The sequence below is a fragment of the Klebsiella sp. GG_Kp146 genome, from assembly GCF_040061975.1.
Lineage (GTDB): Bacteria > Pseudomonadota > Gammaproteobacteria > Enterobacterales > Enterobacteriaceae > Klebsiella > Klebsiella quasipneumoniae.
The window spans coordinates 1-22,833 of record NZ_JBEAHA010000004.1 but is presented as its reverse complement, the minus strand read 5'-3'; the positions used below and the strand labels follow the sequence as shown (position 1 = coordinate 22,833).

Here is a 22,833-nt window from a genome sequence, read left to right as displayed (position 1 = left end):
ATAACGCCTGGTGGGATAGGCTCTATGGAATTCCCCCGGGTTGCGGCGTAAACGCCTTACCCGGGCTACGGATTGCAGACGGCGGTGAACGTGTAGCCCGGCTAAGCGCAGCGCGAGCCGGGAAAAGGCTAACTACGCCAGCCGGCAGGCGTCCGCTTCCCAGCGATAGCCAACGCCGTATACGGCGCGGATAAACGACTGTTCGGCGTCCAGCGCCTCCAGTTTGCGCCGCAGGTTCTTGATGTGGCTGTCGATGGTGCGGTCGGTCACTACCCGATAGTCGTCATACAGATGGTTGAGCAACTGTTCGCGGGAGAAGACCTTCCCCGGCTCCTGGGAGAGGGTTTTCAGCAGCCGGAACTCGGCGGGGGTGAGGTCCAGCAGCTTGTCGCGCCATGAGGCCTGAAAACGCCCCTCGTCGACAATCAGCGGGCTTTGGGCGTCCAGCGCCTGCAGGTCGCGCTGCGGCTTGCAGCGGCGGAGGATGGTTTTCACCCGGGCGACCACTTCCCGCGGGCTGTAGGGCTTGCAGATATAGTCGTCGGCGCCGATCTCCAGCCCCAGCAGGCGGTCGATCTCTTCGATTTTCGCCGTCACCATCACCACCGGAACGTCGGAGAAGCGGCGGATTTCCCGGCACAGCGTCAGGCCGTCGGTGCCGGGCAGCATCAGATCCAGCAGGATCAGGTCCGGCGGGGTCTGCCGAACGTAGGGCAGGACCTTGTCGCCATGGTTAATCAGCGTAGGCGCATAGCCGGCGGCCTGCAGATAATCAATCAGCAGCTGGCCGAGCTTGGGTTCATCTTCCACGATCAGAATGCGCGGGGTGTTTTCATCTACAGGCAATTCAGTCATACGTCTCTCGGTAAATCATGTTCCAGAGGTAACTCAACTTTAATGCTAACCCCGCCAAAAGGCGAATGGTCGGCGCGCAGGGCGCCGCCGTGGGCCGCTACGATATTGAGGCAAATCGCCAGCCCGAGGCCAGAGCCGCCGCTGGCGCGGTTGCGCGATCCTTCCGCCCGATAAAAGCGTTCGCACAGGCGGGCCAGCTGCTCATTGCTGACCCCGGGGGCGCTGTCGGCGAAGTCGATCACCAGCATCCGTCCGCTGCGGCGGGCGGTAATGTGCAGGCTGCCGCCGCTGTCGGTATAGCGCAGGCTGTTCTCCAGCAGATTGTTGAAGAGCTGCATCAGGCGGTCGCGGTCGCCGAAGATCATTGCCTGCTCCGGGAGCGACACCTGAATGCTCAGCTGCCGGCCGGCGAAGCGCTCGCGAAACGCGCCTGCGGCCACCTCCAGCAGGGTGATGATATCCAGCGAGGTTTTCTGGTAGGCCAGCGCGCCCTCATCGGACATCGACAGCTGGTGAAGGTCGTCCACCAGCTTGGTGAGGGTGGCGACCTCGGCCTGCAGGGAGGGAATGGACTCAGGAGTGAAGCGCCGGACCCCGTCCTGAATCGCCTCCAGTTCGCCGCGCAGCACCGCCAGCGGGGTACGCAGTTCATGGGAGATGTCGGCCATCAGATCGCGACGCATCTGCTGGTTGCGCTCCAGGGTGCTGGCGAGCTGGTTAAAATCCTGCGCCAGGCGGCCGAGCTCATCGCCGCCGGTCACCGTCACGCGGGTGGAAAAGTCGCCCGCCGCCAGCTTATGGGTGCCTTCCACCAGCCGCTTCACCGGCGCCAGCAGGCCGCGGGCCAGCGGGAAGGTGGCCAGCGCGGCAAGCAGGGTGGCAAGGGCAACGATCAGCCAGCTGGTGCGCTTCTGCTGCCGGTCGAAGTTAATGTCGGTATTGCGGGTTAGCCTTTCCACCGGCGAGGCGATCACTCTGCCTACCTCCACGCCGTTGACCATAATGCTGCGCTGGCTGCCGTCCTCCGGCACGCGCTCGCGGGGGCCAACCAGCACGCGGCCAGACTGATCGACCACCCAGAACATGGTGCGCCAGCCGTGGGGCGGCATTTCCGGCCTCGGGCGCGGGCCGTCAGGGGGGCCATCCGGCGGCGGCCCGTCCGGACCGGCGTCCGGCGCGTCCATCGCCCCCGGCTTCATGGCGTGCCCCGGCGGCGAGCGGTCGTCATTATCCCGTTCGAAGGTGCGCAGCAGCTGGAAGATAAAGCGGTCGTTGTTGCGCAGAAACGCCCAGCTGCCGTGCTGGGCATACTGCTCGCTCAGCGCGTCGCTGAGCATGGTTAACCGCTGCTCATTGCCGCGCTTGATGTAATCGATAAACCCGCGTTCGAAACTGATGCGCACCGCCCAGTGCATGCTGATCAGCAGCACGATGCAGGTGGCGAAAATAGCGAGGAACAGCTTGCCGGTAATGCCCGGGCGCCAAAATTTCACGATCCACTCCTGTTGCGTCGACGGATGACGGTATTGCTGCCGACGTCATCCGGTACCCGGGAAAAGATGAGCGCTGGCAGGGCGATGATCGCCGCCATGCTCAGATAGGTATAGAGAAAGACCTGATGGGTGCTGGCGGCGTCGAGGCTCATATGCTGCTGGCCGTACAGCCCCAGCAGCAGCCCGGCGATGGTCACGCCAATACTCATCGACAACTGCATCACCATCGACAGCAGACTGTTGCCGCTGCTGGCCAGATCGTCGGGGAGATCTTTCAGGGTCAGGGTATTCATCGAGGAGAAGCGGCTGGCGTTGATCATCCCCTGCAGAAACAGGATCAGCGGCAGCACGTAATACCAGCCCGCCAGGGCGCTAAACATAAACAGCAGGCTGACCGCCGCCAGCCCCAGAGTGCTGGCGACCAGCACCCGACGATAGCCGAAGCGGTTGACCACCTGGACCACGATCCGCTTCATCCCCATGCTGCCGAGCACCATCGGGATCATCATCAGCCCGGCGTGGAAGGGGCTAAAGCCGAGGCCGATCTGCAGAAACACCGGGGTCATAAACGGCAGCATGCCGCTGCCGATGCGCGCGGCGAAGCTGCCGCCGAGGCCAAGGGAGAAGGTGCGGTTGCGAAACAGGTTGAGGCTGAACAGCGCCCGGGCGTTACCGCGGGCATGCCACAGGTACAGCAGCAGGGCGGCGAGGCCGATGGCCACCAGTCCCGCCAGCCAGGCGGGGGAAATGCCGAGCCCTTTCTGGCCGTCCAGGGCCAGGGTCAGGGTCGCCATCCCGGCCGCCAGCAGCACAAAGCCGGCGAGATCGAAGCGCCGGGTCTGCATGGTGTAGTTGGGCATCAGGCAGAGGGTGGCGATGGCCCCGACGATCCCCACCGGAATGTTAATGAGGAAGATCCAGTGCCAGGAGGCGTACTCCACCAGCACCCCGCCCAGCGCCGGGCCGAGCAGGGGGCCGACCTGCCCCGGCAGGGTAACGAAGGTCATCGCCGCCATGTACTGATCGCGCGGGACGATCTTCATTACCGTCAGGCGGCCGACCGGCACCATCATTGCGCCGCCGACCCCCTGCAGCACCCGGGCCATTACCAGCTGGTCGAGGGTACTGGCCTGGGCGCAAAACAGCGATCCGGCGGTAAACAGCACGATGGCGGTAAAGAAAATATTGCGCACCCCGACCCGGTCAGCCAGCCAGCCGCTGGCCGGGAGCATCACCGCCACCGTCAGGACATAGGAGACGATGATCATATGCATATGCAGCGGACTCTCCCCGAGGCTTTTGGCCATCGAGGGGAGGGCGGTGTTGACGATGGTGGTGTCCAGCGACTGCATAAAGAAGCCGAACGCCACTATCCATAGCTGCCAGCGCACGCTGGCCGGGAGGTCTGTCATCTTATTCGCTTACCGGTTGAGTGGAATGACGCGAAAAACGCAGCCGCAAACGGTCAAAGAAAAGATAGACCACCGGCGTGGTGTAGAGCGTTAACAGCTGGCTCATCACCAGACCGCCGACGATGGTGATCCCCAGCGGCTGGCGCAGCTCGGAGCCGTCGCCGCCGGAGAGCACCAGCGGCAGGGCGCCGAACAGCGCGGCGAGGGTGGTCATCATAATCGGCCGGAAACGCAGCAGGCAGGCCTGGAAAATCGCCTCTTCCGGCGTCAGGTTGCCGGTGCGCTGCGCCTCAAGGGCAAAATCAACCATCATGATGGCGTTTTTCTTCACGATGCCAATTAATAACATGATCCCGATAAGGGCGATGAGGCTGAACGGGGCATCGAATATCTCCAGCGCCAGCAGCGCGCCCACCCCGGCGGAGGGCAGCGTCGAAAGGATGGTCAGCGGATGCACATAGCTCTCGTAGAGCATCCCCAGCACGATATAGACCGTGGCGATGGCCGCGAGGATCAGGATCACCTGCGCGTTCATGGTCTGCTGGAACACCTGAGCGGTACCGGCAAAGGAGCCGCGTACGGTGGACGGCACCCCGAGCTGGGTCATCGCGCGGTTAATCGCCTCGCTGGCTTCTGACAGCGAGCGGCCGGTGGGCAGGTTAAAGGAGATAGTGGACGCCGCCGACAGCCCCTGGTGGTTCACCGACAGCGGGGCGTTGGCTGGCTGCCATTTGGCGAAGTAGGCCAGCGGGATCGGCTTGCCCTCGCTGTTGATGACAAACATCTTATCCAGGGCGCTGACGTCCTGGGTATAGGCCGGGTCGACCTGCATCACCACTTTATACTGGTTCAGCGGCTGGTAGATGGTGGAGATCTGCCGCTGGCCGAAGGCGTTGTTCAGCAGGTTGTTGGCGTCCTGAACGCTGATGCCAAGGCGCGACATGGTATCCCGGTCATAGACGAGGTCCATTTCGGCGCCATTGTCCTGCTGATCCGAGTTGACGTCCGCCAGCTCAGGCAGCGCCGCCAGCGCTTTGCGGATCTTCGGCTCCCACTCGCGCAGCGCCGACAGGTCATCGGACAGCAGGGTGTACTGATAGCTGGCGTTCGACTGCCGGCCGCCGACGCGGATATCCTGCACCGCCATCAGGAACAGATTGGCCCCGGGCTCGTTGGCCAGCTTTTTGCGCAGCCGGTCGATCACCTGCTGCGCCGTCTCGTGGCGCTGGTCGCGCGGCTTGAGGGTGATAAACATCATCCCGCTGTTGACCCGCGAGCCGCCGGTAAACCCGGTGACGTTATCCACCGCCGGATCTTCGCGAATGATCTGCATAAAGTCCTGCAGCTTGCCGCGCATCGCCTGGAAGGAGATGCTCTGGTCGGCCTGAATGCCGCCCATCAGCACCCCGGTGTCCTGCTCCGGGAAGAAGGTTTTCGGGATCGAGATATAGAGCCAGACGCTGAGGGCGATGGTGCCCAGCACCACCAGGCCGGTCAGGCGGCTGTGCTTCAGCACCCATTTTAACGACTTACCATAGCCACCCTGCATGGCCACCAGCAGGCGGCCAAAGCCGCGGTTGCGCGTCGGCTGGTGGGGTTTGCCGCTTTTCAGCAGCCAGCCGCACATCATCGGCGTCAGGGTAAGGGAGACCGCCAGCGAGATGCCGATCGCCACCGACAGGGTGACGGCGAACTCGCGCAGCAGGCGGCCGGGCAGGCCGCCCATCAGCAGCAGCGGCAAAAACACCGCCACCAGCGACAGGCTCATCGACAGGACGGTAAAGCCGACCTCGCGGCTCCCCTGCAGCGCCGCCTGCAGCGGTTTCATCCCCGCCTCCAGATGGCGGGAGATATTTTCCAGCACCACGATGGCGTCATCGACCACGAAGCCGGTGGCAATGGTCAGCGCCATCAGCGACAGGTTGTTAAGGCTGAAGCCGCACAGGTACATGGCGGCGAAGGTACCGATCAGCGAAACCGGAACCGCCACCGCCGGGATCAGCGTCGCGCGCCCGGATCGCAGGAAGAGGAAGACCACCAGGATCACCAGCGCCACCGAGATCACCAGCGTCTGCTCCACCTCCTCCAGCGAGGCGCGAATAGTCGGCGAGCGGTCCTGGGCGATCTGCAGATCGATGGCCGCCGGAATGGTCTGCTGCAGCTCCGGCAGGCGGGCGCGGATGCTGTCCACTGTCTGGATGATATTGGCTTCCGGCAGTTTGCGGATCATCAGCAGGATCGCCGGTTTGGCGTTGGTCATCCCGGCGTTGCGCACATCCTGCACCGAATCCGAGACGGTGGCGACATCCCCCAGCCGCACCGCGGCGCCGTTCTGGTAGTGGACGATCAGCGGCTGATAGTCGGCGGCGGTCTTCAGCTCATCGTTGGTCTGCACCTGCCAGCGGTGGGCGCTGTCCTCCAGCGCCCCCTGCGGTTTGCGTACGTTAGCGTCGCTGATGGCGGTGCGCACCGCGTCCAGCGACACGCCCTGGTTGAACAGCGCCTGCGGATTGAGATCGACGCGCACCGCCGGCAGGGAGCTGCCGCCGACGTCGACATCGCCGACGCCGTCGATCTGCGCGATGGTCTGCGCCAGCTGGGTGGAGGCGAAATCATACAGCTCACCCTGGGAGTAGGTGTCCGAGGTCAGCGTCAGGATCATGATGGGCGCATCCGACGGGTTGGCTTTGCGGTAGGTCGGCCGGCTCGGCATCCCGCTCGGCAGCAGGCTTTGCGCGGCGTTGATCGCCGCCTGCACGTCGCGCGCCGCGCCGTTGATATCGCGGTCGAAGTTAAACTCGAGAATGATGCGGGTGCTGCCGAGCGAGCTGGAGGAGGTCATCTCATTGACCCCGGCAATCCGCCCCAGGGAGCGCTCCAGCGGGGTGGCCACCGACGAAGCCATGGTCTCCGGCGAGGCCCCCGGCAGCGAGGCGCTGACCATGATCACCGGGAAATCCACCTGCGGCAGCGGGGCCACCGGCAGCAGCCGGAAGCCGAGAATGCCGCACAGGGTGATGGCCAGCGAGATGAGGATCGTCGCCACCGGGCGGTAAATGAAGAGGGCGAAAAACTTCACTTACGCCTCCTCTTCCTGACGCGGGAAGCGACGCTTCAGATGCAGCGACAGGCGGTCGAACAGCAGGTAGATCACCGGGGTGGTGAACAGGGTCAGCACCTGGCTGAGCATCAGACCGCCGACCATGCCGATCCCCAGCGGACGCCGCAGCTCGGCGCCGACGCCGGTGCTCAGCATCAGCGGCAGGGCGCCGAGCAGGGCGGCGAGGGTGGTCATCAGGATCGGGCGAAAACGCAGCAGACAGGCCTGATAGATCGCCTCCCGCGGCGGCATACCCTGCTCGCGCTCGGCGGCCAGCGCGAAGTCGATCATCATGATGGCGTTCTTCTTCACGATGCCGATCAGCAGAATAATGCCGATGATGGCGATCACGTCCAGCTCGCTGCCCGCCAGCCACAGCGCCAGCAGCGCCCCGACCCCGGCGGTGGGCAGGGTGGAGAGAATGGTGATCGGATGGATAAAGCTCTCATACAGCACCCCCAGCACGATATACATCGCCACCACCGCGGCCACGACCAGCCAGACGGTGCTGCCCAGCGCCGACTGGAAGGCCAGCGAGCTGCCCTGGAACTGAGTGCGGATATCGGTCGGGAAATCCAGCGACTGTTCGGCGGCGAGGATCGCCTCCACCGCTTCGCCGAGCGAATAGCTGTCCGGCACGTTAAACGAGATGGTGGTCACCGGGAACTGATCGAGGTGGTTCACCGACAGCGGGGTAAAGCGCTGCTCCACCGTGGCGATGGCGGTCAGCGGCACAATGCCGCCGTCGCTGCTGGTCAGGCGGATATTATCCAGCGCCGCCAGGCCCGGCGTCGCTTCGGTATCCTGCTCAAGCACCACGCGATACTGATTCGCCTGGGTGTAAATGGTGGAGATCAGCCGCTGGCCGAAGGCGTTGTACAGCGCGTTATCGACGTCCGCCATCGAGATACCGAGGCGGCTGGCGCTGTCCCGGTCCACCTTGATGTAGGCGGCCAGGCCTTTGTCCTGCCAGTCGCTGCTGACGTCGGCCAGCTGCGGCTGAGCCTGCAGGCGGCTGAGCAGCGGCGGCACCCAGGTGCTCAGCGCCTCGAGAGAGTTCGCCTGCAGTGTGAACTGGTACTGGGTGCGGCTCACCGTGGTGTCGATGGTCAGATCCTGGGTCGGCTGCAGATAGAGCGCCACGCCTGGGACGCCGGCCACCGCCTGCTGCAGACGGCTAATCACCGTCTGAACGCGGTCGTCGCGTTCATCCAGCGGCTTGAGGTTGATCTGCAGGCGGGCGCTGTTCAGCGCCGGGTTGGTGCCGTCGACGCCGACGAACGAGGTCAGGCTCTCCACCGCCGGATCCTTGAGGATAATGTCGGAAACCTGCTGCTGGCGCTGGGCCATGCTGGCAAAGGAGACCGACTGCGGCGCCTGTAGGGTGCCCTGGATAATGCCGTTATCCTGGATCGGGAAGAAGCCTTTGGGAATAAAGATCCACAGCAGGATCGACAGCGCCAGGGTGCTCAGGGCGACGCCGAGCGTCAGCCACGGATGGTTCAGCACCCGGCTCAGCCAGCGGCCATAGACGGCGATCACCCGGTCAAAGAAGCGCTCGCTGGCCCGCGAGAAGCGGTTCTGCTTGCGCAGCGATTCGTGGCTTAACATGCGGGCGCACATCATCGGCGTCAGGGTCAGGGAGACCACCGCCGAGATCAGGATAGCGACGGCGAGGGTGACGGCGAATTCGCGGAACAGGCGGCCGACGATATCGCCCATAAACAGCAGCGGGATCAGCACCGCGATCAGCGAGAAGGTGAGGGAGATAATGGTGAAACCAATTTCCCCTGCGCCTTTCAGCGCGGCGGCCAGCGGTTTCTCGCCTTTTTCGATATAGCGCGAGATGTTCTCGATCACCACGATGGCGTCATCCACCACAAAGCCGGTGGCGATGGTGAGGGCCATCAGCGTCAGGTTGTTGATGGAGAAGTCGAGGAACACCATCACCGCGAAGGTGCCCACCAGCGACAGCGGCACCGCGACGCCGGGAATAATGGTCGCCGGGACGTTGCGCAGGAACAGATAGATGATCATCACCACCAGGGCGATGGCCAGCATCAGCTCAAACTGCGTGTCGCGCACCGAGGCGCGAATATTGGTGGTCCGGTCGGAAAGAACCTGCACCTTCACCGATTTTGGCAGGCTCTCGGTGAGCTGCGGCAGCATCTGGCGAATGCTGTCGGCGGTGTCGATAATGTTGGCCCCCGGCTGACGCTGGACATTCATCACGATGGCCCGCTGCTGGTTGGCCCACGCCCCCAGCCAGCTGTTCTCTGCGCCTTGTTCGACGCTGGCGACGTCGCCAAGGCGGATCGGCGCCCCGTTCTGATAAGCGATAATCAGCCGGCGGTAATCTTCCGCCGACTGCATCTGATCGTTAGCGGAAAGCGTCACCGCGCGGGCCGGGCCGTCGAGGCTGCCTTTCGCGGAGTTAACGTTGGCGCTGGTGATGGCGGTGCGCACGGTTTCGCTGGTCAGGCCGAGGGCGGCGATGGCCTGGGCGTTCAGCTTGACCCGCACCGCCGGGCGCTGGCCGCCGGCGAGGGTCACCAGACCGACGCCGGAAACCTGAGAAATCTTCTGCGCCACCCGGGTCTCCACCATATCCTCCACCTGGGTCATCGGAATGGCCGAGGAGGTGACGGCGAGGGTCATGATCGGCGGATCCGCCGGGTTAACCTTGCTGTAGACCGGCGGGTTGGGCAGATCGCTCGGCAGCAGGTTGGTGGCGGCGTTAATGGCCGCCTGCACTTCCTGCTCGGCGACGTCCAGCGGCAGGGTCAGCTGGAACTGGAGCGTGACGACCGAGGCGCCGCCGGAGCTTTGGGAGGACATCTGCTTAAGGCCGGACATCTGGCCGAACTGGCGCTCCAGCGGGGCGGTGATGGCGGAGGTCACCACGTCCGGGCTGGCGCCCGGATAGAGGGTGACCACCTGGATGGTCGGGTAATCGACCTCCGGCAGGGCGGAGACCGGCAGAAAACGGTAGCCGATGATCCCGGCCAGCAGGATCGCCACCATCAGCAGCGTGGTGGCCACCGGACGCATAATAAATAGCCGGGACGGGCCGCCGGTGCGGCCTGGAGGTAACACCTGCATCAGGAACGCGCTCCGTGTTTACCGCTCTGGCGCGGGGCGGGCTGCGCCTGCTCGCCGCTGCTGGCGGTGACAACTTCCACTTTCGCCCCTTCGGTCAGGCGGTCAATCCCGTCGGTGACCACGCGATCCCCGGCGGAAAGCCCGGCGCTGATGACCACTTTCTGGCTGTCCTGAATCCCCGGAGTGACGCTGTGTTTGCTGACCTTATTCTCATCGTTCAGCACCCATACAAAATGCCCTTCGTTGCCCATCTGCAGGGCGGCGGCAGGGATCACCACCGCGTTCTGCTGGGTATCCACCAGCAGGCGGGCGTTAACGAACTGGTTGGGGAACAGGGCGTCGTCCAGATTGCTAAAGCGCGCCTTCAGCTTGATGGTCCCGGTGGTCGCATCGATCTGGTTGTCGAGGCTCTGCAGCTCCCCGACGCTGATTTTCTGCTTATTGGTGCGGTCCCAGGCTTCGACGCTGAGCGCTTTGCCCGCTTTCTGCGCCTGCACCACCGTGGCGATGGTGCTTTCCGGCAGGGTAAAGACCACGTCGATCGGGTGCGTCTGGGTGAGAACCACAATCCCGGTGGTATCCCCGCTGGAAATCTGGTTGCCAATATCCACCTGCTTTAAGCCGACGCGGCCGTCAATCGGCGCGGTGATGCGCGTCCAGTCGAGCTGCAACTGGGCGCTGGCGACGGCCGCTTCATCGGCCTTCACGGTGCCGGCGGATTCCACCACCAGCGACTGCTGGGTGTCGAGCTCCTGGCGGGAGACGAGGTTGGTTTTCACCAGCTGCTGGTAACGGGCCAGATCGCGGCGGGCGTTGGCCAGGGTGGCGTTATCTTTCGCCAGCTGACCCTGCGCCTGGGCGAGGGCCACCTTAAACTGGCTGGGGTCGATCTGCGCCAGCAGATCGCCGGCTTTGACCTGCTGCCCCTCCTGGAAGTGAAGGCTCAGCAGCTGGCCGTCGACCCGGCTGCGGACGGTGACGGTATTGGCCGCCGTCACGGTACCCAGTCCGGTAAGATAGCGCGGCACCGCTTGTTCGGTCGCGGTGGCGGCCTGCACCGGCGCCAGCGCGCCGCCAAAGCGACCATGGCGCGCGCCGCCCGGCCCCTGCGGACCCTGCCCGGCGGCGGGCGTCCCGCTGCCGCTCGTTCCACGATCGTGCCAGAACCAGTAGGCGGTCCCGGCGATAATCACTACCGCCAGCGCGGCGCCCCAACGACGTATGTTACTGCCTTTCATTAGTTTACGGTCTCATCCTGAAGCGTTTCGCTGAATGATACTAGTTTAGTGAGGGAAGGGGCCGTAAAAATGGAGGAATTATGAAAAGAAGGTTGAGAAATGTCTGGATAACGGCGGCGATGGCGGGCGGTCTCGCCGCCGATTTCCGGGGTGATATCAACTTTTAGTTTAAAAAAGTAAAAAATAGTTGTATCCGCAAGGGCTTTAATTAGATTTATGCGGTGAATAAATCAGTGCATTTCCATAATAATAAAATATGCACTTAAAAATCAACGTGTTGAATAATCAGGGGTCATTGCTGTGGCAAACGCAAACAAACTCACGCTCTTCATCGTCATTTTTATGCTGATGGGGATCCTCTCCGGCGCGGCTATCCATGCCTACGCGACGCCGACCACCATCTCCGCATGGGCAGACAACATCACGCTGCTGACCGATCTGTTTCTGCGCTTAATCAAAATGGTCATCGCGCCGTTGGTGTTCAGCACCCTGACGGTCGGTATTATGCGCCTCGGCGAGACGGCGACCATTGGCCGGGTGGGCGGTAAGGCGATGGTGTGGTTTATCACCTCTTCGGTATTATCCATTCTCGTCGGGCTGGTGATCGTCACCTTCCAGCACCCGGGCGCCGGGCTAAACCTGACGGTGCCGAAAGAGGCCGTGGATACCGGCCTGGCGGTCAGCGGCATGACCCTGAAAGGGTTCCTGTCGCATACCATACCCACCAGCATCACCGAGGCGATGGCCAACAACGAGATCCTGCAGATCGTGGTGTTCTCGATGTTCTTTGGCATCGCCGGCGCGTCGCTGGGGGAGAAGTTTAATGCGCCGCTGGTGGCGGCTCTTAACGTGGTGTCGCACATTATGCTGAAGGTGACGGGCTATGTGATGTACGTTGCGCCGCTGGCCATCTTCGCCGCCATCTCGTCGGTGATTGCCTCGCAGGGGCTGGGAATTTTGCTCAACTACGCGTCGTTCATTGGCGGTTATTACCTGGCGGTGCTGCTGACCAGCGCGGTGCTGATTGCCGTCGGCTATATGGTGCTCAAGAAAGAGGTCTTCCGCCTGCTGAACATGCTGAAAGATCCGGTGCTGGTGGCCTTTACCACCAGCAGCTCGGAAGCGGCCTATCCGAAGACCCTCGAGCGGCTGGTGAAGTTTGGCTGTTCGCGCAATATCGTCTCGTTCGTCCTGCCGATTGGTTACTCATTTAACCTCGTCGGCTCGATGGTTTACTGCTCCTTCGCCGCGATGTTTATCGCTCAGGCCTATAACGTGTCGCTGAGCTTCAGCGAGATGACGGTCATGATGCTGACCCTGATGCTGGCCTCAAAAGGCATCGCCGGGGTGCCGCGCTCGGCGCTGGTGGTGCTGGCGGCCACCATTCCCAGCTTCCATATTCCGGTTGCCGGGATCCTGCTGCTGATGGGCATCGACCACTTCCTCGATATGGGGCGCTCCGCCATCAACGTGCTGGGCAACGGCATCGCCACCGCCATGCTGTCGAAAAACGAAGGTCTGCTCACCGACGAGGAAGCGCAGCCGGACTGGGAAGCGGAGAAAGTGGAAGCCTGATCCTGCCGCGCCCTCGCGCAGAGGGCGCCATTCCACATGGAAAAAAAGACCCCTGACAGGCACGTCAGGGGCAATGTGACGAAGTATCAGTTTTCCTCGTAAATAGTCTTTTTTCTTATATAAAGGCGCGCGGTAACGTCTTTATACCGAGGAAGCGTCAGAGTTTAACGTTATGTCTGGCAGCGCTGGCGCTTTTTTAGCATTCAGCGGCTATTTTCAGATTTCCGACAATATAGTCAGGTGAAAATCTTATTTTCTTCTGCACGCTATTTGCCTACCAGCGCTCACGTAACAGATTCATAAACTGGAAAAAGTCGTGGTTATTATTCAGGCTGTATTTTTCCATAATCTTATTCTTATGATAAGCGGCGGTGCGGGGGCTGACGCGCTGCAGGGCGGCGATTTTACTCATATCGAGACCTTCGAGAATACCGTGCACCACGGCGGTCTGGGAGCGCGACAGCACGCGATGCGGGCAGCTGGCGCAGCTGAGCTCCCGGCCTGCGTCGTCGGTGGCCGAAGGCGTCATACAATGCTGGAGCTCGCTTTTAATAATCGTCAGCAGTTGCGGAATACTGGCCGTCTTTAGCGAGACAAAAATGACCCCTTTCAGGCAGTTAATCATGAAATCCTCTTCCGGCAGCTGGTCGTAGCTGTGGAGGATAATCAGCGAACTGCCTTTTTTCCTGTTTTTAATCAGCGTATTGCACAGGTAGATTTCGCCGGGGATCACTTCGCAAATGATGATGTCTTCCCCTGACAGGTCATTATTCCGCCAGGAAAAGCGCGCCCGCTGATCGCCCCGGGTGAGGTCATTGACCATGGCGACCAGCGATTCACGGACAAAGGTGTTACGGGTATTGATGGTGACATTAATGTTTCTCATGGCGTTATTTCCTTACGCAAAAACATAACGCCATGCTGTGACACATCCTCCGGGCGTATGCGGTGTGTTGACTGTATTAAAGTGCCTACAATATGTTTTTATTATTCTACAGTGAATTATTTACGACGCATTGAACGCTTATCGTTGAAGGTAAATTTCTGCCGTCTCCTGTCTTTCAGATAGGAAATAAAACTGTATACAGAGATGCTGAAGAAAAAAATGCATAGCAATAAAACTAACCACGTTTGCATGGCCATTGTTTATACCTTGTTTGTGTTGCATGGTGTCAGAATTTGCCGCGAACGGCTAATACGTTTTGTTATATGCTTTTCTGTCCAATGAAAATCATACGACATCATCCTTATGTAGTAGCACTATAAGAAAGTTCTTAAGGTTATCGTCAGTCTCATTCCTCTCATTTCTCTCAGAAAATGAGAAAAATTAACACTTGCGAGTCATTCATATCCAGCATGGCCGCCGACATACCCCGTCCATCAGGAAATAAAGGCCAGCCCCTTACCAAAGATGGCGCGTACGGGCAGGTGGATCCCCTGCTGGCGAGCCTTGTGGCGCAGGCGGCTAACCACCACGTCGATGCGGTGCAGGTCAGGCTCGCTTTCATGGGCGAACAGGCAGGCATGGAGATCCAGCTTGCTGCACACTTCGTTGCGATTGCGCATTAAGAGCTCCACCAGGCGATATTCCTGCTGGGTTAACTCCAGCGTCCGGGCGTCGGGTGAGATCAGTTTATCTTCGTTCAGACGCCACAGCCCGGTGGCGGGGGGAGAGACGGCGCTGGCCGTCTCCGGCGACGGGGAGGCCGCCGGGCGATCCTGTTGCAGGCGGGCGCCGAGGGCGGTCAGGGTCTCCGCGAGGTGGGCGAAGTTAACCGGCTTGATCAGATAGGCATCGGCCCCGAGGCTCAGCGCCTGCAGTTTATCCTGCTGCTGGCCGCGGGCGCTGACCACCACCAGACCGTAGTGCCCCAGCTCGTGCAGGTAGCTCAGCACGCTGAAGCCATCCTCGCCGGGCAGACCGATATCAATCAGCACGATGTCCACCGGATGGCTGTGCAGCTGCCGCCAGAAGGCTTCGGCGCTGCACGTCCCCCAGACCTCGAAGCCGCGATAGCCCAGCCAGGCCAGCAGTTCATCCAGCAGATCGGGGTTATCTTCTATTATCGCCAGCCGTAAAGCCATGCGTCGTTCTCCTCTTAAGCAACCGTGGGGAGGGTGAGAATAAAGGTGCAGCCGTCCGGGCCATGCTCGGCCAGCCACAGTTTGCCATCATGAGCCTGCACGATCTGGCGCGCAACATACAGTCCGAGACCGGTGCCGCCCGGCACTGGTGACGTATGTTCCCCGCGTCGGTAGCGCTCAAAGATCAGTTCCGCCTGCCCGGCGGGGAGGCCAGGACCGTAGTCGCGAATGCGCAGCTCTGTTTGCCCGGCATCGGCGTGAATATCGATGGTGATTTCGCCCGGCGGCGAATACTTGACCGCGTTATCCAGCAGGTTGGCGATGGCGATGCACAGCAGGCCGGCGTCGGCCTGTAGCTGCGGACTTTCCACCGCGCCGTGATGGCGAATGTTCAGGTAATGGTCGTGAGAGATAGCCACTACCGAGGCCGCCATAGTGATCACCGTCAGCAGGGCGGTCTGCTGGCGGTCGACGTGCAGATCGTGGGAAGCGAGCCGGGCGTCGGCGAGGCAGTTATCGGTGAGCTGCACCAGACGGGTGGCGGCGCGGCCGATGCGATCGAAGCGCGCCTCCTGGCTGGCCGACGCCGCCGAGAGGCGGAGATTCTCCAGCGCGGCCTGGATCACCGCCAGCGGGGTGCGGAATTCATGCGCCACCATGCCCATAAACTGCCGCTGGTGGAAGCTGGCCTCACGCTCGATCTGCAGCTCGCGCGCCAGGCGCTGCTTCTGCTCCAGCTGGCGGTTTTCAGCCCGTACCCGCAGGATGGCAATGATCAGCACCGTAATGATGTGGACGATCAGCGCATACTGCCAGAGGGAATAGATCGCCATATGAAACGGGATAATACCGTGGATCGACAGCTGCACCAGCACCGCGGCGGCGACATAGAACGGCGGCAGGAGCCCCAGCAGGAGAGTGTTGCGGTCGATAGCTTTTTTGCGCCACAGCCACCAGGAGGTGAACAGCAGCACCGGAGTGATAATGATAAAGATCACCCCTTCAATCTGCATGGCGAGGCCGTAAAACCCCAGCGGAATGCTGACCTGCAGCAGCAGGTTGAGCGCCACGGCGGCGATCAGCAGCCGGTAAAGCCGCGGCATATTTTTCTTCAAATCAAATATCTCGCTGTGCAGCCACAGGGCGGTGGCATAGCTGAACAGGGAGAGGCTGCTGATCATAAAGTCCTGGAAGGGCAGCGCGGCGTGGCCGAAGAACCACTCCGGGAAGCCGTGCAGGGCGGCCACCAGCGGATAATTGAGCGAGAAGAAGCAGATGCCCCACAGCAGACGCCGGCGCAGGGCCAGGGCCAGCCATAGCGCCACGCCGCTGGCGACCGCCGCCAGGCCAAAATAGAAGCTCCAGAAGGCGGTGTCGGCGGTGGCCCGCTGCAGATAGGCCTGCGGAGAAGAGAGGGAGGCCAGCAGGATCAGGGTGCTGGTGCTCTGCAGGCGAAAGACTATCTCATAGCCGGCGGCGGTGGGCGGCGGAGGGAGGATCAGCACGCTTTCCCGATAGTGGAGATCGCTCTCCCGGGCCAGGTCACGGTCGCCAAAGGTCCGCGCGGTCCACGGCGCGTCGCTGCCCAGTGGCCGGTAATAGAGAGTCAGGTGGTCGACGAAAGAGGGACCAATCTGCAGCCAGCGCGACTCGCCGGCAAACCAATCACCCGGCAGCTCGCTGCGCAGCCACAGGGTTTTGCGTGAATAGCCGAAGGAGGGGATTTGCCGGGTGGTGGCGAGCTGGTCCACGGGCAGGTCGGCAAAGCGATCGATGGTCATCTGGCCGCTGTCGTCCGCGTACCATTCGACGGGGATATCTGTTCCCAGTTGTCGGGGCGCCGACTGCGCCTGCGGGGCGATCAGCAGCAAGAGCAATCCGCAGCTGACCAGCCAGCCTGCCAGGAACCGCGGCCGGCAACGCCGGACCGCTGCGAAGATCGCAGACACCCTTTTCAATCACGCCCCCTTGCGGCATGCAAAGATTACTGACCGCAGACGACTGGCTACGGTATGGATAATACGCCCCCGGAAGCGGAGGAAAGTGGACAGGCCTGTCCGGACGAACAGGCCATTTTGCGTGGGAGACCAGGAATATTCCAGCGTAATCTGCAGCGCCGCGATCAGGACAGACCTGCTGCGCGGCAGCGCCGGGCAAGGGCTAGCGGAAAACCACCTGCGCCCAGCGGGCCAGCCCGGCGGTTACTGAGCCAAAATCATCGCCACCGGCCAGCGGAATACCCGGGAGCTTGGCTGCCAGCGCCTTTTTGATCAGCGGTGAGCGGGCGCTACCGCCGGTCAGATAGATCACGTCCGGGGTGGTCTGGCTGCTGTCGAGGACAAGCTGCACCTGTTCCATAATGCGGCTCAGCGGCTGATCCAGCGCCGCTTCCAGCCCCTGCCGGGCGATGGCGGTGGCCAGCTCGTCCTGAATAAACGGCAGTGCAGTCTCGACGCTGTCCGCGCTGGAGAGGGCGATTTTGCTCTCTTCGGCGCTGCGCACCAGACGATAGCTCAGGCGCTGACGCCAGACCTTCAGCAGCAGGGCCACTTTATCGGCATCCCGGGCGCTGCGCAGCAGGTCGTTAAGCAGCCGGCCGTTGGCGGTGCTGTAGAAGTCGCTCTGCGCTGGGACGTCGTTGATCGCCACCGCGTTCCACCACGGGAGGATCGGCAGCGCGGTGCCTTTCTCCGTTTCGCCGCCCATGCCGAGCAGGGGCATCAGGCATTTGAAGGCCAGGGCAATATCGAGGTCGTTACCGCCGATGCGGCAGCCGCTGTGGCCGAGCAGGCTCTGCTGGCGGTCGGCGCGCTCCCGCCACTGCGGGCCCATCAGCAGCAGGGAGCAGTCGGTGGTCCCGCCGCCGATATCGACGACCAGCACCCGCTTCTCTTCACTGAGGGTGGCTTCGAAATCCAGCCCGGCGGCCACCGGTTCAAACTGGAAGACCACATCGCGGAAACCGGCGCGAAGGGCGGCCCGCTCAAGGATCCCCTGCGCCTGGGCGTTGGCTTCGTCGCCGCCGAGGCCCTGGAAGTTGATCGGCCGGCCTATCACCGCCTGGTCGATCTGCTCGGGCAGCTGGCTTTCCGCCTGCAGCTTGATGTGCAACATCATGGCGCAGACCAGGTCTTCAAACAGGGCCACCTGCTGCGGCTTGAGGCCGCTGGCGCCGAGGAAGGACTTTGGCGATTTGACGAAGTAGACCTCTTCCGGATCTTCAACATACTGATGCAGGGAGGCGAGGCCGAACTGCACGCTGTTGCGCAGCACCTCGATGTCTTCGTCGCGGTTGGCGGCGATGGCCCGGCGCAGCAGCGCCTGGTTTTCGTCGCTGTGGGTCGGCACCTCGTGATGGCGATAGAGCCACTCGCTGACCGCTTCGCGCGTCGGCGCGCAGAGCATGGAGGGCAGCAGCGCGCTGCCGTTTTCCAGCGTCAACAGCTGGGGCTTGTTTTCCCGCATCACGGCCACCGAACAGTTGGCGGTGCCGTAGTCAAAACCAATAAACATCGTCTGCAAAATCCCCATGCCGGTGAAGAAGGGGGGCGACTTTAGCGGATCGCCGTCATGCCGACAACCGGAATTTAAAAGCAAGGCGCTGACGGTGTAGGGCGACTATCATTGAAACGCTATATAAAGGAGAACTTATGGTGTTGTTACCCTGGACCCCGCCCTACGACTGGGGGTGGATGGTTGGTTTTCTGCAGGCGCGCGCAGTCGCCGGCGTCGAGCGTTTTCATGACGGAGGCTACAGCCGCAGCTTTCGCGTAGCAGGCCACGGCGGGCTGATTCATCTGGCGCCGGACGAGGAGGCGCAGGGGCTGCGGGTGACGCTCTCCCCGGGGCTGCAGCCGGTGGCGGAGATCTGCTATGCGCGAATTGGCCAGCTGTTTGATCTGGCCTGCGACCCGCAGCAGGTCGCTCGTACGCTGGGCGACCTGGCGCAGGCGCGGCCGGGGCTGCGCCTGCCCGGGGCGCTGGACGCTTTCGAACAGGCGGTGCGCGCGGTGCTCGGCCAGCTGGTGAGCGTGGCGATGGCCGCCCGGCTCACCGCCAAAGTGGCGGCCGGCTGGGGCGAACCGCTGGCGGATGCCCCCGGCTATGTTTTATTCCCAACGCCGGAGGCGCTTTCCCGGGCCGATCCGCAGGCGCTGAAGGCGCTGGGGATGCCGCTTCGCCGCGCGGAGGCGCTGATCCACCTTGCCCGGGCGGCGCTCAGCGGCGAGCTGCCCCTGACCGCGCCGGCGGATATCGACGCCGGGCTGCGTGAATTGCAGACTTTGCCCGGGATTGGCCGCTGGACGGCCAGTTATTTTGCCCTGCGCGGCTGGCAGGCGAAGGATATCTTTTTGCCGGACGACTACCTGATTAAACAGCGCTTTCCGGGAATGACCCCGGCCGCCATCGCCCGCTATGCTCGCCGCTGGCAGCCGATGCGATCTTATGCGCTGTTGCATATCTGGTATACCGATGACTGGGCGCCGGCGGCGGAATAGCCGTCCGGGGCGCATACCACTGGTATCGGGGCGCTGAAATCCCTATAATTGCCGCGTTTGGCGGTCCGCCGCCACCCTCCATCTCTATCCAGGTTAATCAGGTCGCAAAAATTTATGACTGATATGTCCCATCAGTGCGTCATTGTAGGCATCGCCGGCGCATCGGCTTCTGGCAAAAGTCTTATTGCCAGTACTCTCTATCGCGAATTGCGTGAACAAGTTGGCGACGAACATATTGGCGTCATTCCGGAAGACAGCTATTACAAAGATCAAAGTCATCTGTCGATGGAAGAGCGCGTCAAAACTAACTATGACCACCCGAGCTCAATGGACCACAGTCTGTTGTTCCAGCACCTGCAGATGCTGAAAAGCGGCCAGCCGATTGAACTGCCGGTCTACAGCTACGTCGAGCATACCCGCACGCCGAACACCATTCACGTCGAGCCGAAGAAGGTGATTATTCTTGAAGGGATCCTGCTGCTGACCGATGCGCGCCTGCGTAACGAGCTCAACTTCTCTATTTTCGTCGACACCCCGCTCGATATTTGCCTGATGCGCCGCATTAAGCGCGACGTTAACGAGCGCGGCCGCTCCATGGACTCGGTGATGGCCCAGTATCAGAAGACCGTGCGCCCGATGTTCCTGCAGTTTATTGAGCCGTCGAAGCAGTATGCCGACATCATCGTGCCGCGCGGCGGCAAAAACCGCATCGCGATTGATATTCTGAAGGCCAAAATCAGTCAGTTCTTTGAATAACCTGGCCGAATTGTGTAACGTGCAAAGAGTAGCCCTGTTGCCCTCTCCGCCGCGAAGCGTGCGGGAAGCAGCCTTATAAGGAGAAAGCCCATGCGTCTGTGTGACCGAGATATCGAAGCCTGGTTGGATGAAGGGCGACTGGCCATCAATCCGCGCCCGCCCGTTGAGCGTATTAATGGCGCGACGGTTGATGTACGGCTGGGTAATAAATTCCGCACCTTCCGCGGCCACACCGCGCCGTTTATCGATTTAAGCGGCCCGAAGGCCGAGGTGAGCGCCGCGCTGGACCGCGTGATGAGCGAAGAGATCGTTCTGCCGGAAGGGGAGGCCTTTTTCCTGCACCCGGGCGAACTGGCGCTGGCGGTGACCTATGAGTCGGTCACCCTGCCTGCCGACCTGGTGGGCTGGCTTGACGGGCGCTCCTCGCTGGCGCGCCTGGGGCTGATGGTGCACGTGACCGCGCACCGCATCGACCCGGGCTGGTCCGGCTGCATCGTGCTGGAATTCTACAACTCCGGCAAGCTGCCGCTGGCGCTGCGCCCGGGGATGCCCATCGGCGCGCTGAGCTTTGAACCATTATCGGGCCCGGCGGCCCGGCCATATAACCGCCGTGAAGACGCCAAATATCGCGACCAGCAGGGCGCGGTGGCGAGCCGAATCGACAAGGATTGATAACGTCAACGGGGTGTTGCTGAGGGTGCCATGAGACGAATACTGACAACGCTGATGATCCTGCTGGCGGTCATTGTCGCCGGGCTTACCTCGTTGGTATTGCTGGTCAATCCCAACGATTTTCGCGCCTATATGGTGCATGAGGTGGCAGAGCGCAGCGGTTATCAGCTTGAACTCGATGGCCCGCTGCGCTGGCACGTCTGGCCGCAGCTCAGCATTCTCAGCGGGCGCATGACGCTGACCGCCAGAGGCGCTGAAGAGCCGGTGATCCGCGCCGACAACATGCGCCTCGACGTGGCGCTGCTGCCGCTGCTTTCGCATCAGCTGCAGGTGAAGCAGGTGATGCTCAAGGGGGCGGTGATCCAGCTGACCCCGAAAACCGAGGCGGTTCGCGACAGCGCCGCGCCAGTGGTGCCGCATGACAACACCCTGCCGCTGGCCCCGGAGGACCGCGGATGGTCCTACGACGTGCGCCAGCTGCAGGTGGCCGACAGCGTGCTCTTCTTCCAGCATGAAAACGGCGAGCAGGTGACGGTGCGCGATATCCGCCTGCAGATGGAGCAGGATGAGAACCACCGGGCCACCGTCGATTTCTCCGGCCGCGTCAACCGCGACCAGCGCGACCTGGCGCTGAACTTCTCCGCCACCGTGCAGGGCGGCGACTATCCGCATTCGTTAAAAGCCGACTTTAGCCAGCTCAGCTGGCAGCTGCGCGGCGCTGAGCTGCCCCCCGACGGCATCAATGGTCAGGGGAGTCTGCAGGCCAGCTGGCAGGAAGATAGCAAGACCCTGCGCTTTGATAATCTGAACCTGATGGCCAGCGGCAGCACCCTCACCGGCAACGGCAGCGTGGTGCTGGGAGAGCGCCCGGACTGGTCATTGGATCTGCACGCCACCACCCTGAATCTCGACAGTCTGCTGGCGTCCTCTTCGCCGGCGACCGACAGCAGCGCCAGCCAGCAGGGCCAGAGCCAGACGCGCCCGCTGCGTCCGGTGATCGCCGACAGCGATGAGCGCGAAGATTACCAGAGCCTGCGCGGCTTTACCGGCCGGATGGCCCTGAGCGCCGACCAGCTGCAGTGGCGCGGCCTGAACTTCACCCAGGTGCAAAGCGAGATCAGCAATCAGCAGGGGCTGCTGACGGTCAGCAAAATGCAGGGCAACCTCGACGGAGGCCAGCTTTCCCTCCCCGGCACCCTTGATGCCCGCGGCGACACGCCGCAGGCGACGTTCCAGCCGGCGCTGCAGAACGTGGAGATCGGTTCGCTGATCAAAGCCTTCAACTATTCCTTAAGCCTGACCGGCAAGCTGTCGCTGACCGGCGAGTTTTCCGGAGCGCGCATTGACGCGGATGATTTCCGCCGTCGCTGGCAGGGCCAGGCGCAGATCCAGATGACGGATACCCGTACCGAAGGGCTTAACTTCCAGCAGCTGGTGCAGCAGGCCGTGGAGCGCAGCACCAACGTGCGGGCGCAGGAAAATTACGACAACGCCACCCGGCTGGATGCCGTGAGCAGCCAGCTGACGCTGGATAACGGGCTGGTGACGCTGAACCGCGTGCAGGGGCAGTCCGACGTGATGGCAATGACCGGCGAAGGACAGCTCGATCTGCAGAAAGAGAACTGCGATATGCGCTTTAACGTGCGCGTGCTCGGCGGCTGGAAAGGCGAGGGCAAGCTTATCGACCGCCTGAAGCAGACCGCCATCCCGCTGCGCATCTACGGCGACTGGCAGTCGCTGAGCTACAGCCTGCAGGTGGACCAGATCCTGCGTAAACAGCTGCAGGATGAAGCGAAGCAGCGCCTCAACGACTGGGTCGAACGTAATAAAGGCAGCAAAGAGAGCAAAGACGCTAAAAAGCTGCTCGATAAGCTGTAATCGTCCAGACCAGCAGCCCGGGACTACCGGGCTGTGAGCATGTCGTCCAGGTGTGATGTCTCGTTGATGCCGGGCGGCGGCTACGCCTGACCCGGCCTGGGTTGTGCGGCGGGGGTAATCCCCCGGTTTGTGTCGCCATCCCGTAGGCCTGATAAGCGAAGCGCCATC

General features: G+C 62.2%; 16 protein-coding genes. 5 read left to right on the top strand and 11 right to left on the bottom strand.

Features of this window, described 5'->3' with window-relative positions; translation table 11 throughout:
* Positions 1-132: 132 nt before the first annotated feature.
* From baeR to ABLU95_RS06135, 6 genes are read right to left on the bottom strand one after another with little or no spacing between them, the layout of a single operon-like run.
* Complete coding sequence (baeR, locus tag ABLU95_RS06160) at positions 133-855, bottom strand: two-component system response regulator BaeR (protein ID WP_023290397.1); 723 nt, start codon at positions 853-855, stop codon at positions 133-135.
* Positions 852-2,348: a two-component system sensor histidine kinase BaeS gene (gene baeS, locus ABLU95_RS06155; RefSeq protein ID WP_348879055.1), complete on the bottom strand. Its 1,497-nt coding sequence runs from the start codon at positions 2,346-2,348 to the stop codon at positions 852-854. Before baeS ends, baeR begins: the two co-directional genes overlap by 4 nt.
* The gene (locus tag ABLU95_RS06150; protein ID WP_348879054.1) at positions 2,345-3,760 is read right to left on the bottom strand and encodes an MFS transporter; all 1,416 of its coding nucleotides are present in this window, start codon (positions 3,758-3,760) and stop codon (positions 2,345-2,347) included. The genes baeS and ABLU95_RS06150 overlap by 4 nt, the downstream gene beginning before the upstream one ends.
* Position 3,761: 1 nt before the next feature.
* The gene (gene mdtC, locus ABLU95_RS06145) at positions 3,762-6,839 is read right to left on the bottom strand and encodes a multidrug efflux RND transporter permease subunit MdtC (protein ID WP_032453476.1); all 3,078 of its coding nucleotides are present in this window, start codon (positions 6,837-6,839) and stop codon (positions 3,762-3,764) included.
* Positions 6,840-9,962: an MdtB/MuxB family multidrug efflux RND transporter permease subunit gene (locus ABLU95_RS06140; RefSeq protein WP_348879052.1), complete on the bottom strand. Its 3,123-nt coding sequence runs from the start codon at positions 9,960-9,962 to the stop codon at positions 6,840-6,842. It abuts the gene before it with no gap.
* Entirely contained in the window at positions 9,962-11,200 is a 1,239-nt protein-coding gene (locus ABLU95_RS06135) for an MdtA/MuxA family multidrug efflux RND transporter periplasmic adaptor subunit (RefSeq protein ID WP_348879051.1), read from the bottom strand. Before ABLU95_RS06135 ends, ABLU95_RS06140 begins: the two co-directional genes overlap by 1 nt.
* A 300-nt stretch (positions 11,201-11,500) precedes the next feature.
* On the opposite strand from ABLU95_RS06135, the gene ABLU95_RS06130 reads away from it, so the two are divergent.
* The gene (locus tag ABLU95_RS06130) at positions 11,501-12,775 is read left to right on the top strand and encodes a dicarboxylate/amino acid:cation symporter (protein ID WP_032453470.1); all 1,275 of its coding nucleotides are present in this window, start codon (positions 11,501-11,503) and stop codon (positions 12,773-12,775) included.
* 274 nt (positions 12,776-13,049) lie between these two features.
* Here ABLU95_RS06130 and ABLU95_RS06125 read toward each other — a convergent pair whose 3' ends face one another.
* From ABLU95_RS06125 to yegD, 5 genes are all read right to left on the bottom strand, one after another.
* On the bottom strand, positions 13,050-13,661 hold the full coding sequence (locus ABLU95_RS06125; protein ID WP_086076041.1) for a transcriptional regulator: 612 nt from the start codon (positions 13,659-13,661) through the stop codon (positions 13,050-13,052).
* A 116-nt stretch (positions 13,662-13,777) separates the two neighbouring features.
* On the bottom strand, positions 13,778-13,918 hold the full coding sequence (locus ABLU95_RS06120; RefSeq protein ID WP_004146563.1) for a small membrane protein: 141 nt from the start codon (positions 13,916-13,918) through the stop codon (positions 13,778-13,780).
* Between the two features lie 237 nt (positions 13,919-14,155).
* The gene (locus ABLU95_RS06115; RefSeq protein WP_172740243.1) at positions 14,156-14,860 is read right to left on the bottom strand and encodes a response regulator transcription factor; all 705 of its coding nucleotides are present in this window, start codon (positions 14,858-14,860) and stop codon (positions 14,156-14,158) included.
* Between the two features lie 14 nt (positions 14,861-14,874).
* The gene (locus tag ABLU95_RS06110; protein ID WP_348879137.1) at positions 14,875-16,731 is read right to left on the bottom strand and encodes a sensor histidine kinase; all 1,857 of its coding nucleotides are present in this window, start codon (positions 16,729-16,731) and stop codon (positions 14,875-14,877) included.
* 289 nt (positions 16,732-17,020) lie between these two features.
* Positions 17,021-18,373: a molecular chaperone gene (gene yegD / locus ABLU95_RS06105; RefSeq protein ID WP_348879050.1), complete on the bottom strand. Its 1,353-nt coding sequence runs from the start codon at positions 18,371-18,373 to the stop codon at positions 17,021-17,023.
* A 137-nt stretch (positions 18,374-18,510) separates the two neighbouring features.
* Between yegD and alkA the strand changes: the two genes are divergently transcribed.
* The 4 genes from alkA to asmA all read left to right on the top strand — a co-directional run bounded on the left by alkA (position 18,511) and on the right by asmA (position 22,665).
* Positions 18,511-19,359, top strand: a complete 849-nt coding sequence (gene alkA / locus ABLU95_RS06100; RefSeq protein ID WP_101862010.1) for a DNA-3-methyladenine glycosylase 2 — start codon at positions 18,511-18,513, stop codon at positions 19,357-19,359.
* Between the two features lie 114 nt (positions 19,360-19,473).
* Positions 19,474-20,115 carry a uridine kinase gene (gene udk, locus ABLU95_RS06095; RefSeq protein WP_002912442.1) on the top strand — a complete coding sequence of 214 codons (642 nt, stop codon included), beginning with the start codon at positions 19,474-19,476 and terminating at the stop codon, positions 20,113-20,115.
* A 90-nt stretch (positions 20,116-20,205) separates the two neighbouring features.
* Entirely contained in the window at positions 20,206-20,787 is a 582-nt protein-coding gene (gene dcd / locus ABLU95_RS06090) for a dCTP deaminase (RefSeq protein ID WP_004151145.1), read from the top strand.
* A 30-nt stretch (positions 20,788-20,817) separates the two neighbouring features.
* Positions 20,818-22,665: an outer membrane assembly protein AsmA gene (gene asmA / locus ABLU95_RS06085; protein WP_101995039.1), complete on the top strand. Its 1,848-nt coding sequence runs from the start codon at positions 20,818-20,820 to the stop codon at positions 22,663-22,665.
* Positions 22,666-22,833 lie beyond the last annotated feature (168 nt).